This is a genomic window from Bacteroides timonensis, assembly GCF_000513195.1.
Classification (GTDB): domain Bacteria; phylum Bacteroidota; class Bacteroidia; order Bacteroidales; family Bacteroidaceae; genus Bacteroides; species Bacteroides timonensis.
Genome location: NZ_CBVI010000109.1, coordinates 1 through 14,295, shown reverse-complemented (window position 1 = coordinate 14,295; position 14,295 = coordinate 1). Strand labels below are relative to the sequence as shown.

Here is a 14,295-nt window from a genome sequence, read left to right as displayed (position 1 = left end):
GCCGTTGCCCACAAAGCCCACTTCCGCCAGTCCTTCGGGCTGGTGGTGCAGCCGGGAGAGGTATTCGTCCAGCCGCTCGGCGTAGTATGTCAGAATCTTCTTTATCATATATATCGTTTATTTTTATTTTTTCGCTCCTTCATCAATCTATAGTCCCGTGCTGTCATACCATGTCACAGTTCCGATTTCTTCTGTAAGACTATAACCATTACTTCCTTTTCCAACCTTATCTACCTCGCCATCTACAGTGATTTTAGTCAGAAAACCATCCACTGTTTCACTCTCACGTAGATAGATGTTTATATTTCCACACTTGTTCGCGCCGCCACTGCATCCTATGGCCGCTGGAGAGAAATTATAATAAGCCGGCTGTTTAGCAGTCAGATTGATGATTTCGCAATCCCGCAACTCTATGTTACCACATATCTGCTTATACATTTCCTCGCCAGCAGAAGTGCCGATGCATGCGGCATTTAGTGTAGTTGAAATGTCCAGCTTACAGCGGGTAAGGCTAATGTCTCCACAAGTAGAGTTTGTTGATGAACCAACGCCGGCTCCCTCACAATTGATATTCAACGCTATGTCGCTGATAGTGATATTGCCGCATTTGTTTTGGTCCCGATACACACCAATACCGTATTTTCCCTGTATCTTCAATATTGTATTTTGCGCCCCGTCGCCCTTTATAGTGACATTCGCTTCGTTTGATAGAAAGATTCCACCCGCATTGGTTTTCAGCGTATTTGTCCCCTTGAAGGTCAGCTCGGGACTTCCGCCCGTAATATTGATGGATGGAGAAGCAGACGTGTTCAAGGTCACCTCATTCAATATTACCGTAGGCGAGCCGTTGATGGTGACGGCACCCGAACCCGTGCCCGTGAGGAGATACTTTCCGTCGTCTGATATACTAACGGCTTCGCTGCCGAGCGTGATTATCGTGGGTAATTCAACACTGCCGCTACCCGAAGTGCCAGTCTCCCAACTCATGCTGCTATTGCTTACAGTCACCTCCAGTTTCTCTCCTTTCACGGTGATGTTGTAAGTATGCACGTATCCGGCTTTCAGTTCATTTTTCCCGGTTTCTGCCTTATAATAATAGGTGGTGCCATCCACCGTGATGCCGATGAAGTTCTCTCCCGTGGTCACCGTCTGCGGAATGACGAGGGCTTCGTAACTGGCAAGGGCGTTTTCGAGGGTGCTGCCGTCTTCGAAGCTGACGTCGGCATTGAAACTTGTTCTCTTGGGGGTAATCGTGCCCTTATCGGCTGTCTCGGTTGCAGAAGTCCACGTGCCTGCGGTGTTGTTATCGGTCGGTGCGGTGTATGTACCTTTAAGGGCGATATTGTTGTTATTGCCGATGACGACACTTGTTATCTTGCTTGCATTGGTCAAAATCCCCTTATTGCGGATGTTGATGATGACCTTTGCCGTCTGGTGGTAGAAGGTAAGGCTATTGGCTGTTCCGGCCTGGGGTTTGAAAGCGATGTTCTTGGCAGGGGCATAGAGGAAGTCGCTCTTTTGGTAGCCGTCATTTTGATTTTGGTCGCTTTTCACGCTCCACGTAGTTGGCTGTGTAGCTTGATATCCCGTACCGAGATACCACGCCGAAACGTTGATGTCTTTTGTGTTCTGCCAGTAGAATGGAGAAGTGCTGCTCAGCGTGGCTGTGGCAGCATTGCCGCTGACAGGTGTCGCGGTGTATTCTTTTACTTCACTGTCCACTTGCACGGCAATCTTGTCTCCGGTAGTCCACTGCCCGTCCGCAGTGGCGGCACGGGTGGCAGTCACGCCCTCCACCGTTGTGGTAAAGGTGATAGGATACTTGCCTTCGGGCAGCGGCTCGCCCTGCTTGTCGGCAAGTTCGTCCTGCGTGCAGGCGGCGAGCAGCATACCTGCCAGTAATCCGATAATGGCTGTCTTGCAGCCTTGTTGTCTGTATCTCATAATCTGCTTTTGTTTTTAAAAGATTCTACTGTTACTTTAAGTTTCACCTCATCGAAAACATGCTTCGACTCAGGTATATAATGATTGTTTCACTTTGTGCCACCGGCAGCAGCGACGCTGCCGGTATGCTACCTTCGTAGGGTTGCACACGCTCCGGACTTTACGCTTTCTTCGTCCGGCGGTGGCTGAGGGGGGGGCTGTCCGCGGATTTATCCCAGCGGATTTTCTTCCAGGTTGCCGTCGCCGCCTTGTGCGGGGTCCTGGTCTTGGGCGTCGGGCGAGAGTTCAATCCATTCCAGTTGGTCGCTGTCCACGAGGGCACGGGTGTAGGCGCCGTTGGAGAGTTTGGTGCGTTCGGGGATGAACTGCACGCGCACGGCCTGCACTTGCTGGTCGAAGTTGAAGTCCTTGAGGTCTTTCACGCCCCGGGTGTCGAGCACGTAGCGGAAGTAGCCCAGTCCCTTGATGTGGACGCTCTTGCCTTGCATCATGCGGGTATGCATCACGCCTGCGATGTCGCCCAGCACGGCTTGAACGTCGGAGTTACTTACGGTGGAGATCTTGGCCAGGTCCTTGGCGATGGTCTCCGTTTCTACGGGCTTGCCCTGCACGATGGCTTGGGGGAAGTAGACCTTGGTTCTGTTACTGAATGCTTTTTTCCAGAATGGCATGATTTTGTTTCCTTTCTTTTTTAGGGGTTTGTTGATTATTTTAAATTTTCCGTCCGCTGTCCCGAAAGGCGGCTACAGGTATCTGTAGAGGGGTTGCTGACTTGGCCTTGCCGAGGTAGCTACCTTTAGGGTGTCGAGGTAGCTACCAAGTGGTGGTCGAGGTAGCTACCTTGACACGGACAAGGTAGCCGGCTTTTCGGGGAAGGGGCGGATTGTTTGATTTTATTGATTAGTTGCTCATCGTGGCTTCGCCGGTTATGGCAGTTATCGGAGACCAGCCGCTGATACTGGATGTTACACTCAAGCTGCTTTTGTTTACGGTGATTTGGTATTGATATTTCTTGCCGCTTTCGAACGTGATCTCATTGGGAACTTTGTAGGTGAATGTTCCGCCGTTATTCGCGAGCACTACTTTGATGAATTGCGTACCCTCCGCTACGGTTTGGGGCACTATGATAGCGGCGGCATATTCAGTTCCGGCAGCGAAATCGCCCGTAGCCATCTTTGTGGCGATGGCAATCGAAGTGACATCGTTATTGTCTGTTGGGCAAGTAACCAATCCGGCACGGGCAGCTTGTGCTGTTTCCGAAACGCTGTTGTTGATGTCAGCAGTCTTGCTGGGGGTGAAGGAGGCTTTCAGTCTGGTGTTTTCGATGGTAACGGTTGCACCCACCAGATTCGGACTGCCTGCACCCGATTTCAGAGCCACTTCCACCTTCGACAGCAGGTGATAGAAAGTCAGGTTCACTGCACTTCCGCTGCGAGTAACTTCTGTCTTTAACCCATACAGCAGGTCGGATTTCAGGTAATTTTCTCCAAGGTTGGTGCTTTGGTTAGCAGCCACGTCATGGTTGATTGCTGTCGTGGGGAAAACATCGCCATTCTCGGTGAACGTGAAGTTTCCGTGCATCGCATAGAAGTCGAGTTTTGCGCCATCGGCAGGGTAATATTGGGCGTTGCCCATGAATGTGCCGTTGCCTTGGGCGGTCAGCGTCCATGCGTTGATGTATGCCGTAGCAGCATCGCCACTGGAAATGGGAACTTTGTCCACCCAGGTATAAACCGTCTGATTTTCGGCTATCTGCTTGTCGGGCACATCAGTGTTGTTTGCGCGTGTCTGCACCGCCAGCCCGCTACTCAGGCGTATCTCGCCGTTCCAGTTGTCTGTCTCGTCGTCGTTGCTGCAACTCGTCAGCACCAGTGCTGCGGCAGCCATCATCATCATAAATTTTGTCTTCATTGTCTTTTTATACATTTAAAAGTTAGAAAAAATATTGTTTTGTTTTTAGTTTCTCTTGTTTTCCGGTTTCCGCAACCGGTGTGGTGCGGCATCATTCCGCGTTGCCCTTTTCGCCATCTTCGCCGTTGCCATAGCCCCACGACTCGATGGTGGAGGTCACGCCGATGCCCATCTTGTTGATTTTGATGGTGTAGAGGTACTTATTGCCTGCCACGAACTGCTTCGACTTCCCGGCATCGCTCACGGTGAAAGTGAACGGGACGGTCTCGCTCAGCTTCGGTACGATGAACTCCATTTCCATGCCTTCCGTCGTTTCTGCCGGAAAGACGATGGCCTCGTACTTGCTGCTCTCCAGAACGGGATAGAGGGTTATGCTATTCAAGGTATTCACTTCCGTGATGGCATCGGGCACGGCTTCCGCACCCTCCGTCAGTACATCGAACGAACCTTTGACGGGCTGGTTGGTCAGTGCCACGGTGGTTCCGGCAAGGTCTTCCGCCGCCACGCCGTTTCCGTGCTCGATGGTGACTTCTATCTTCACCAGCTTGTGGCTGAACAGGAAGGCTACGCTTGCATTATTCTTGTTCTTGTCCGTCACCTTTGCGCTTCGCATCAGGTCGATGGCTTTCTGCGAGGACTGGTCGCTGAGGTCTATGGCATACTTGTTGCCGTTTTCTGCCATGCCTGCCTGATGCGGATAGTAGGCGATGAAGTCACGCCCGTCTCCGTTCACCGGGAGGTAGATGTCGCCATCGGCTGCTTTGAAAGTGCCGCTTGCAGTGCCATCGGCCACATCTGTGGTGTACTTCTTGTTGACGGCTTCGGCAGTCGTACCGTTCAGCATGTAGATGCCGATGGCGTCATCCTTGTTCCAGAGGTTGTTGTAGGCACGCGTTTCGATGCCTGCGTTCACTTGCAGGGGGACAAGGCTGTCCGTGTCCGTCCCTGCGGTTTCACTGTCGTTGCCGCATCCGCACAGCAGGAATGTGGCGGCACAGAGCACTGCGCCGATTCGCTTGCCGGAAAATGTCCCGGCTCTTGTGAAGTCTTTCTTTTTCATCGTCTTCTTGATATTTTTTGGTTTATATTTCATCACTTTTTACTCTTGTTTCTACGCGGTCTTGCTCGCTTAGTGTATGTCTGTTGTTCCGTTGTCCACCACTATCCAGTTGCTGATACTGCCGGTCGCTCCCACTTCTATGGGCAGGTTCAGGCTTCCGGTCAGTGTCAGCGGCGCGTTGCCATCATGGAAAGCAGCCATCTGTTCCGAGAGGTCGCTCTCGATGGTCTGCGTGTCGCCATTGCTGAAGACGATGTGCACCGTCAGCGTCTGGTGCTCCGTAGGCACGATACCCATCAGGCGGAACGAGGTGTTGCATTTATCTTCTGCCACGGTGAAGTCGTTGTTTACTATCACCGCTGTACCCAGCCGTTCTCCCTTGCGGATGTCCACCGACTGCTCAATGCCCGAAAGCGTGCCCGTAACCGCCACGATGCGTTTATAGTCGCCTTCGCTCACCGACAGTTCCATATCCAGTTGCCGCACCCATTGGCGGGGTTTTGCCTTGATGCGCAGCGTGTCGTCTTTCTCTACGATAACCTTTTCGCTTATCGAAAACAGATAGTCGGGCAACGGCTCTACGCGGCTCCCGACACTTCTTCCGTCGATTATCTCGTTCACCGAGGCGATGTCGCCGTTGATGGTGATGCCTTGTGGCTTGTTATACACCATGAGCGAGTGTTCGCCCGGTTCGGAGAGGCGTTCCACCGTGTTGGTGCTTCCGCTGACGGTCTGCTCGTAGCCGTCCACATTCAAGATGTAATTGTCCGCCACGGCTTCGGGCAGCAGGTCGCTCCAGTCCATCTGTACCACAATCGCCCCCTTGTCGGGGTGCGGCGTGTTGTGCAGCTCGTCCTTCACACAGCCCGTGAGCGAGAAAGCCGCCGCCAAGATAAATACTCCTCCACAAGCTGAGAAAACTGTTTTGCGCACTGCCTTTATCTTTGACAGATGTCCGTTTTCAGTGATTATGTTATTTGTTCTTTTCATATCTTCTCTTTGCATTTAGAATAATTTCCACATCAGTGTCACTCCGGCAGATACCGGACCCCACCAGTTCTTGCTCCCATTGCCACAGCGTACACGCACGCCGTCGATGACCTCGTATTTGTCATAGTCGGCATGGATGCAGCCGATGCCGAGATTGAAGTCCAGTGCCAACGCGCGGTTCAGTTTCCACTGATAGCCTCCGGTAATGCCGCCGCCCGTCAGGTCGCCCTGCTTGCCGACAGTGGAGAACTTGTAGTTGAACTCGCCCACCTTATATATAGCACCGATATATCCGCGCTTCTCCTTACCTATATAGTAGCGTATTTCGGGCGCTACTTCCCAAAGGGCATAGCGGCGGTTCTTGTTGTCCCAGCTCCACGATGTCCACGAGCCGTTGACAAGGATGCCGATATGGCGGTTGATGCGCCACTCCACACCGAGGTCGGGAGTAAGTGTTGCCCAGCGAAGAAGGTTGGCGCGGATGGCAAACGTATATGGAACTGCCTTTACCTTATCTTCGTGGGCTTGTGGAGCAACGTTCTCCGAAGAAGTGGCTATGCTTTCCGTTTGCTGTTTCTCCGTAACCGGTTCAGCTACAGTCGGTGTGTTCTCCACTACGGTTTGGACTGCCACCTCTTTGACTTCCTCCTTTTGAATTGTCGGAAGTATGATTGTTACCGTCACGTAGTCACCGCTTTCGGCATGGTTGCGGGTGACGAAGCATCTTTCCGTCATTCCGTGGTGCAGAATCAGTTCGGACTTCACCCGGTTGGAGCGCAGCCTTGCGACAGCCAGATTTTCCGCTCTGCCGGAGAGCGAATTACAATACCCGTCCACGTGGAGGGGCATCCTGCCGTCCTCTATTTCCGGGCGGTATTGCCTGATGATTTGTGACAGCCGTTCCAGTTCGGCACGGTTATTACCGTAGGGAACGAAAAACATATTCTTCTGCGGGACGAAACGGAATTCGTACACGCTGTCCGTGGTTTCCTGCGCCGTCACAGACAGTGACAGCAGGAGGAGAAAGGACAATAAAGTCCAATTTTTCAGCATTTTATAGTTAATTTGGGTAAAATCAAAGAGTAGGGTTATCGGCAGATAAGTGGAAAATTTTGTAAATAGGGATAATTTTAACCCATGGTTTTCATCTATATCCGGTCGGGTAAAGAAGAATATTGAGTGTGCTTTTTGTAAACTGCCCTCGAAAAGAGAGTAGTACGGCATACTATGGGATATGGTTGCTTTTTTCACCATGTTTTTCTAGTATTTTCGTTACTTACCAAGTAACGAAGGTTCCACTTCCTAAGAGGGAGGGAAAAAGCGTTTTTCCTGAAAACGTTTAACAGTTACAAGACTTTGTAGCAGAATTATACAAATGGAGAATCATTCCGTTTTTGGGTTATCAAAGATGGAAACATGCATCGTGTGCTCGAAATGGCAAAAAATACGGATGATATGTCGGCTTTTTATATTTTGTATCCCTATGTGAAAAAATTGCAATTTATTTTTTATAAATTCATACTTTTTGTTTGATAAATGAAAAAATATGCTTAGTTTTGTCAATTACTAGCCACCGTTACTTGGTAAGTAACTCTTCCTTCATTTAACATATAGTCACATCGTGTTTTGCTATGCCGCATTTTTCTCTCCGGCTTTCTCTGTCACCGAAAGAATCAGTTTGTCGTTCGCCATATCCACTTTTTCATTTTCGAAAGGCCGTAGATAGGTTTCTGTCACCTTGATGGACGAATGTCCCAAAGCTTTGCTGATAATTCCGATTGGAGTGCCTTGATAGAATGCCAATGTTGCCCAGGTATGGCGTGCAGTGTAGGAACTTATCTTTACGCCATTAAGCAGTATTTTTGACAGTCTGCCCAGTCCCCGGTTAAATTTCGCTAGTGTGCGCAGATAGTATTGGTACAGTTCTCCTTCATCCTCAATCTTTTCGTCCAGAATAGGGAACAGATAGCCAGAATCTGGGTCTTTGTTGCAATACTTTTCAAGTAGTTCCGTTGCTTCATGCGGGATGCGTACTGTCATCTGCCGTCCGGTTTTATGGCGGCAGTACACGATGGAATTTCCTTTCACATCCTGCTTGCGCAGATAGGCAAGGTCGATGAACGGCATTCCCCGGAAAAGGAACATCAGCAGGCAATATGCCAGCGCACGCTGTACGTCGCCGGGCAGGACACTGAAATCTGCCGTCATCAGCACTTTAGCTTGCTCTTGTGTGAGCGAGCGTTTGGTCTGCGACTCTACTTTGGTGTACACGTCTTCAAACAGTTTCGGCTCGTACCCCGCCAGTTTGTCATCCAGCAATCTGTTATATACAGCTTTCAGCGTGCGCATGTAAGTGGAAACCGTATTCCAGCTTGCTTTCCGTTGCCGCAGCCACTCTTGGTATTCCTTCAGTCTGCCGCGTGTGTAAACTTCGGCAATAGTCGTTGCTTGCCCTTTCTCATCGGAATACTGCGTGATGGAGTTCATCGTGGCAGTGTAAGTATGCACCGCCGGATGCTTCTTGTCCGCTTTCAGCTTCTTTATAACCGCCTTCATATAGGGGATAAAGTCTGCCGCCTCTCTTCTTGTTTCTCTTTCAATCATCTTTTTTTCTTTTTTAGTTCGACATTCTGTTTATCTGGTAAGGAAACAGTGCCGTTTCCGGAATGTTTGTGAAGGCAAAGTAAAGGATGTGAGTAAGTTATAAAGAGGAAACCGGAGAAGTCAAAAACTGAAGGGTTCATTGGCAAAAGTGCGGTTTGCCTTATTCGATAATCTCTTTTGCTCTGTCTATGGCAACATTGATGTTCGGGCAGATATTCTCCTCTCCCAGTAGTTCATAAAATCCTGATTTTTCCAATACTTGGAGCACTTTATCGTTCACTCCGGAAAGAATGACGGTAATCTTCTCCTTCTGTGACATCTCACAAAGGGTAGTCAGGTTATGGATTCCGGTGGAATCGATGAAGGGCACCCTGCGCATACGGATGATGCGCACCTTCGGACGGTCGCCTAACTGTGACATCGTTTCTTCAAACTTCGTGGCGATGCCGAAGAAGTAAGGACCGCTGATTTCATATACTTCCACTCCTTGGGGAATGGCCAGGTTTTCTTCGCGTACGGCAATGTCGAGTTCCTGGTTAGGGTTAATTTCATCGGTAATGACGGAAATCTGTGTAGTTTCCATGACACGCTTCATGAAAAGGATGCAGGCAATGACCAGACCCACTTCGATAGCGATAGTCAGGTCGAAGATGACAGTGAGGAAGAACGTAATCAGCAATACTGCTACATCCGATTTCGGGCTCTTTAGCAGGGCCTTGAATACACGCCAGCCGCTCATGTTGTAAGAAACGATGACCAATACTCCTGCAAGACATGCCATGGGGATGAATTGTGCGAGGGGCATGAAGAAAAGAAGAATCAGCAGCAGTATAATAGCATGGATAACTCCGGCTATAGGAGTCCGTCCGCCGTTGTTGATGTTAGTCATGGTTCGTGCAATGGCTCCGGTGGCAGGGATACCCCCGAAGAGGGGAGTCAGCATGTTGGCCACGCCTTGGGCGATCAATTCCGTATTCGAGTCGTGGCGGTCGCCGATCACACCGTCGGCAACGGTGGCTGATAACAGCGACTCAATGGCTCCCAGCACCGCAATGGTAATGGCCACGGGAAACAAGTCTTTAATTGCCTCCCAGTTTAATGTTGGAACAACCGCATCCGGCAGTTCGGAATGAATGGTGAAGCGGTCACCAATGGTCGGAATGCAGTCAATGCCTCCGTAAGTCTTCATCAAATAGACGGTGGCAGTCACTACGACAATGGCTATCAGTGATCCCGGAATCTTTTTCGAGAATTTGGGAGTAACAGCTATTATAATGATGCTCACAACGCTTACGATGGTATTCCACCAGTTTACCGTATCAAAATGGCGGAAATAAATCATCCATTTGCCTATAAAATCTCCCGGGGTCTTCTCGTCACCAAAATTAAGGCCGAAAACATCGGCTATCTGTGTCGTGAAAATGGTAACGGCAATGCCACTTGTGAAACCTATAATGATAGGATACGGGATGAACTTGACAACAGCACCCAGCTTGAATATACCGAGCAGGATCAGAATCACGCCCGCCATAAGGGTCGCAACGATAAGCCCAGCTTCACCGTATTGCTGTATGATTCCGTAGATGATGACGATAAAGGCGCCCGTCGGGCCGCCTATCTGCACTTTGCTGCCACCCAAAAGAGATATGACAAATCCGGCTATGATGGCGGTGATAATGCCTTTTTCGGGTGAAACGCCGGACGCAATGCCGAATGCAATGGCAAGAGGAAGTGCAACGATACCTACAATGACACCGGCCATCAGGTCTGCCATGAAGGTTTCTTTCGAGTAATTGTTTAAACAAGAAACCAGTTTGGGCTTAAATTCAAATAACTTCATAATAATAGTATTTATATGTTTTGCTTTTGCGAAATAAAGGCTGCAAAATTACACAAAACAATCGAGATAAACAGATCGCTGATTTGCCTAAATATCATGGTTTTATGGAAATCTGCCGGATAAATGGCTTGCCTGCTTTAATAGGTATTAGTTTTACCTGAATAGATATCTTCGCTCATGCTTTAATCACTACCTTTGCAACCAGAAAGTGTGTCACGAGAGAAATAGCGTGAAAGAGTCGGCTACTCTGAAATGATATTCTCGTAACTTTTGAAGAGATGGTAGTAGGCCTACCGCTTTCGGCTTGCAGGAGCTGATAGCAAACCACTTTGTGCTGCTTTGAGGGAAACCGATAGGTGGTGAACGACAATTGAAAGCCTTCCGTAAGGTTGGCAAGGTATGTGATAAGGAGATGAATGCAAATGAACCATTGGTGAAGCATCGTTAGCAAAGTTATCAAGTCACATCAAAACCAAGGTCTTTTATGTATCTTGGGATAACGGCTGAAGCCACCTGTTTACTGACAGCCGGGTGTGCGGTGTATAAATGGCATGAACTTATCACAGGCTCTTTGAAGGAACGTGAGAAGTAGGCATGAAATGCTAAGGGAAAATGCTAGAGTTATGACAGGCGAGGCAGAAAGTACCGATGTTCATGTCTGCGGCGGATTACCTCGTAGTAGTGTTGAAGTCCTTGTAATGAGGTTGGAGCGAAGGGGGTAACGTACTTAGCCGAGTTTGTAGTTCAACTTGAATAAAGGATGAGACCAATGAATGACGCAAAACCTTTTGAAATTGATAAGCGGTTAGTCTATGAGGCTTTCAATGCAGTCAAGTCAAACAAAGGCAGTGCGGGAATAGATAATATAGGTATGGATGCTTATGTAAATAACATGAGCCGCAACCTCTATAAACTCTGGAACCGCATGAGCTCTGGATGTTATTTCCCCAAGGCAGTCCAACTTGTGGAAATTCCGAAATCAAATGGAGGAACGCGCCCTTTGGGTATTCCCACCATTGAAGACAGAATAGCGCAAATGGCAGTTGTCTTGGCGATAACTCCACGTATTGACCCACTGTTTCATGAAGACTCTTATGGCTATCGTCCAAATAAATCTGCTCATGATGCCGTAGCCAAGGCAAAAGAGCGGTGCATGAAATACGCATGGGTGCTTGACATGGACATCAGTAAGTTCTTTGATACCATTAACCATGAACTTCTGATGAAATCCGTCGGCAAACATGTGGAAGAGAAGTGGATACTTCTATATATAGAGCGTTGGCTCAAAGTTCCCTATCAAACAAAAGAGGGTACGATGATAGAACGTACTATGGGAGTACCGCAAGGTTCTGTAATAGGTCCGCTATTGGCAAACCTTTTTCTACACTATGTCTTTGACATGTGGATGAAAAATAACTATCCAAGCATCCCCTTTGAGCGTTATGCTGATGATATTGTTTGCCACCTAGTATCAGAAAAGCAATCCTTATTCCTACGAGAAGTGCTGAAAAGACGCTTTGAGGAATGTGGTTTGAAGCTGAATGAAGATAAGACCAAGATAGTCTATTGCAAGGATAGTAATCGAAAAGGCAACTCTGGAAATACTTCCTTTGACTATTTAGGTTTTACCTTTAGACCAAGAGAAGCAAAGAACTCTAAGACTGGACAAGTATTTACGGCATTTTTGCCAGCCATCAGTAAGAAAGCAATGATGAGGATAAAGACGGAAATAAGAAGTTGGAAATTAAATCGCAGACTACAGATTGGTATAGAGCAGATAGCTGAGAATATAGGTCCAAAAGTCAGAGGTTGGCTCAATTACTACTCTCCATTTGGAAGGACCGAGATTGGAAAGGTGATGAAATACCTTAATCAAAAGTTGTCTAAATGGGTGATGCGCAAATACAAACGTTTTGCGAGAGGTCATAAACTTGGACAGGCGTTTGATTGGTTAGTAAGAAGGGCATCGTATGACAGAAGTCTGTTTGTGCATTGGGTAGAAGGATATGTACCATATCCACGCTTATGTAAATTGAAATAATTGAATTAATAAGTTAATAACAAAAGAGTTAAGTACGAAGAGCCGTGTGATGGGAGACTGTCAAGCACGGTTCTGAGAGAAGGGCGGGGTGAAATTCCCCTCCACTTACTCGACAAGCTCCTGGTTGTTGAACGATTGCTGTCAATGTCCGGGAGTGCCGGAGAGGAAACATTGTGGAGCCTCCGGCGAAATGGGATGACATAAACAACAATAGTCTTTAAAACCAGACAGTAGAAAGAAAAATAAGGAGGAAAAGGTGTTGCGTAGATTCTGCTACGTTGGTCTTGTCCCCTTATTTTTTTATAGTGAAGGCCATAGTTTGAAATTGGTATAATAGGATCCTGATGAAGGAACAGTGTTCAATGTGTTGTGAAATAAAAAGCCTTGTTTGTCCTGTCTTGAGGATGTAAACAATAAATAGTTGTTTTATTTTAAAGTTTAAGGAAGAATTAATATTGAGTAAAGTAGACTGCGATAGTTTATTTCTCCGGTATATAAAGATGGTACATTTTTTTCGAAAGTTTTTTTTGTGTAGTTAAAAAGGCGAACTGTGACAGTCCGCCTTTTCCTTATACCGGAATCTGCTTTCTTGTGCAAACTTACTGTTAAATTTGTGCGAATCCTATAATAGGATTATACCCCCATAGCAACCCGTTTTTCTTCATGCTGTTCTTGCAGATAAGGACCGAAAATCTTTGCGGCAATCTCCTTTTCTGTTTTTACCCCTTCCATAATATCGCGATATTCTTTCTCGGAAAGCTTCTCGGACAATATAGGTACTCCGTCAATGTCTGCTGATATCCATTCTTCTTGTCGTTCCCCACGCTGCTCGATCCGGATATTGCTAATGCGCCCCATTGCTTCATCGGTATATTCCGGAGATTGTTGTTCCGGTTTCACGGTCACTATTTCGGTTATTAGTTTATTCCTCTGCTGAAGGTACTCGTTAAGAGGGCTGTTTACCATTTCTGTTATCACTCTGGGGGCATATAATTCATCCTTCATGCTGAGTAGCGCTTCCATGCTGCGAGTTGGTTCCCCATCTTCCCCATTACCGGAAGAGTCAAGCCACAACCGGTAGTCTTTGCAGGCATCTTTATCATTGGGGATAAGAAGGGATGCTTCCGTTTCCCTATCAATGATCAATGGATATACAGTTCCTTGGAGGTTCTCGTCTTTCACTCCTACTCCTGCCACTTCGATGCGTCCCATCGGATCAATAGATTCTGTTCCTGCCGATTCAACCCGTCTGAGTATTTCTCCGTCAAGGTCGATTATTTCTTCCGGCTTTTGTCCTTTCTTATAGGAAGTGAAAGGAAGTACGACTTCTCCCGTATAGTCCATAATCCCTGCTTTTAGCCCTTTTGCAGATTGCATGGTTACAAGGAAATAACCGATGGCGGCATTACTTATGGATACATTCATGGAACTATACCCATGTACCCCTTGTTTCTTCAGCCATTTGGAGTTGCTACGAAGCTTGTCTAAAACCAACTGGAAACTTTTCGTGTTTCTTTCCCGTATAAGTTCGATGGGATGACCTTCGTAGAGGGTCGATACCTTTATTATTTTAGAAAAAGTCTCCCCATCCAAATTATTCTCCAAAAATTCGGTTAGTTTTTCCGGATCAATTCCTTCAATCGTCAAGCTGTTTTCCTGCTCATTAATGGATACGGAGTCTGAATCAATGGACTTCTCCGGTAATAGGTCATATATGGCGCGGGTTGATTCCGCATCTGTCATCAGGTATTGGACAGATACTTGTTCCGGAATTGCCGTAACCGGTAATAGCGGCATTTTATCCTCCGGTATGCTCCCGGAAAGTTGTTGGTTGAGGGCTTCGATACGTCCGATGACCATATTGGTGGCCTTTTTTACATCCATCAGTACGTTCTTTATAAATGG

The 14,295-nt window shown here is 47.7% G+C and carries 10 protein-coding genes; 1 reads left to right on the top strand and 9 read right to left on the bottom strand.

The annotated features are described in order from the left end of the window. Window positions 1-147: 147 nt before the first annotated feature. The 8 genes from BN161_RS28225 to BN161_RS20345 all read right to left on the bottom strand — a co-directional run bounded on the left by BN161_RS28225 (window position 148) and on the right by BN161_RS20345 (window position 10,349). Window positions 148-1,944, bottom strand: coding sequence for a fimbrillin family protein (locus BN161_RS28225; RefSeq protein WP_052356362.1), 1,797 nt, complete (start codon window positions 1,942-1,944; stop codon window positions 148-150). A gap of 209 nt (window positions 1,945-2,153) precedes the next feature. Continuing rightward, a complete protein-coding gene (locus BN161_RS20375) occupies window positions 2,154-2,615 on the bottom strand; it encodes an HU family DNA-binding protein (protein ID WP_044269746.1) in 462 nt (153 codons plus the stop codon). A gap of 229 nt (window positions 2,616-2,844) precedes the next feature. Continuing rightward, a complete protein-coding gene (locus BN161_RS20370) occupies window positions 2,845-3,855 on the bottom strand; it encodes a fimbrillin family protein (RefSeq protein WP_044269750.1) in 1,011 nt (336 codons plus the stop codon). 91 nt (window positions 3,856-3,946) lie between these two features. Beyond that, the gene (locus BN161_RS20365; protein WP_052356360.1) at window positions 3,947-4,948 is read right to left on the bottom strand and encodes a fimbrillin family protein; all 1,002 of its coding nucleotides are present in this window, start codon (window positions 4,946-4,948) and stop codon (window positions 3,947-3,949) included. A gap of 36 nt (window positions 4,949-4,984) precedes the next feature. Then, complete coding sequence (locus tag BN161_RS20360; protein ID WP_125910884.1) at window positions 4,985-5,905, bottom strand: hypothetical protein; 921 nt, start codon at window positions 5,903-5,905, stop codon at window positions 4,985-4,987. A gap of 15 nt (window positions 5,906-5,920) precedes the next feature. Beyond that, window positions 5,921-6,958, bottom strand: coding sequence for a DUF3575 domain-containing protein (locus BN161_RS20355; RefSeq protein ID WP_044269747.1), 1,038 nt, complete (start codon window positions 6,956-6,958; stop codon window positions 5,921-5,923). A 576-nt stretch (window positions 6,959-7,534) separates the two neighbouring features. After that, window positions 7,535-8,509 carry a tyrosine-type recombinase/integrase gene (locus BN161_RS20350; protein ID WP_044269744.1) on the bottom strand — a complete coding sequence of 325 codons (975 nt, stop codon included), beginning with the start codon at window positions 8,507-8,509 and terminating at the stop codon, window positions 7,535-7,537. 160 nt (window positions 8,510-8,669) lie between these two features. Then, window positions 8,670-10,349 carry a SulP family inorganic anion transporter gene (locus BN161_RS20345; protein WP_044269742.1) on the bottom strand — a complete coding sequence of 560 codons (1,680 nt, stop codon included), beginning with the start codon at window positions 10,347-10,349 and terminating at the stop codon, window positions 8,670-8,672. Between the two features lie 769 nt (window positions 10,350-11,118). On the opposite strand from BN161_RS20345, the gene ltrA reads away from it, so the two are divergent. Then, the gene (ltrA, locus tag BN161_RS20340; protein WP_044269741.1) at window positions 11,119-12,390 is read left to right on the top strand and encodes a group II intron reverse transcriptase/maturase; all 1,272 of its coding nucleotides are present in this window, start codon (window positions 11,119-11,121) and stop codon (window positions 12,388-12,390) included. A gap of 633 nt (window positions 12,391-13,023) precedes the next feature. Here ltrA and BN161_RS20335 read toward each other — a convergent pair. Beyond that, window positions 13,024-14,295, bottom strand: a 1,272-nt coding sequence (locus tag BN161_RS20335) for a hypothetical protein (RefSeq protein WP_044269740.1), incomplete at its 5' end; no start/stop codon positions are given.

Coding starts and splice junctions, on each gene's coding strand:
- BN161_RS20375 (WP_044269746.1), bottom strand. CDS start 2,615: ATGCCATTCTGGAAAAAAGCATTCAGTAACAGAACCAAGGTCTACTTC.
- BN161_RS28225 (WP_052356362.1), bottom strand. CDS start 1,944: ATGAGATACAGACAACAAGGCTGCAAGACAGCCATTATCGGATTACTG.
- BN161_RS20345 (WP_044269742.1), bottom strand. CDS start 10,349: ATGAAGTTATTTGAATTTAAGCCCAAACTGGTTTCTTGTTTAAACAAT.
- BN161_RS20350 (WP_044269744.1), bottom strand. CDS start 8,509: ATGATTGAAAGAGAAACAAGAAGAGAGGCGGCAGACTTTATCCCCTAT.
- BN161_RS20360 (WP_125910884.1), bottom strand. CDS start 5,905: ATGAAAAGAACAAATAACATAATCACTGAAAACGGACATCTGTCAAAG.
- BN161_RS20370 (WP_044269750.1), bottom strand. CDS start 3,855: ATGAAGACAAAATTTATGATGATGATGGCTGCCGCAGCACTGGTGCTG.
- BN161_RS20365 (WP_052356360.1), bottom strand. CDS start 4,948: ATGAAATATAAACCAAAAAATATCAAGAAGACGATGAAAAAGAAAGAC.
- BN161_RS20355 (WP_044269747.1), bottom strand. CDS start 6,958: ATGCTGAAAAATTGGACTTTATTGTCCTTTCTCCTCCTGCTGTCACTG.
- ltrA (WP_044269741.1), top strand. CDS start 11,119: ATGAATGACGCAAAACCTTTTGAAATTGATAAGCGGTTAGTCTATGAG.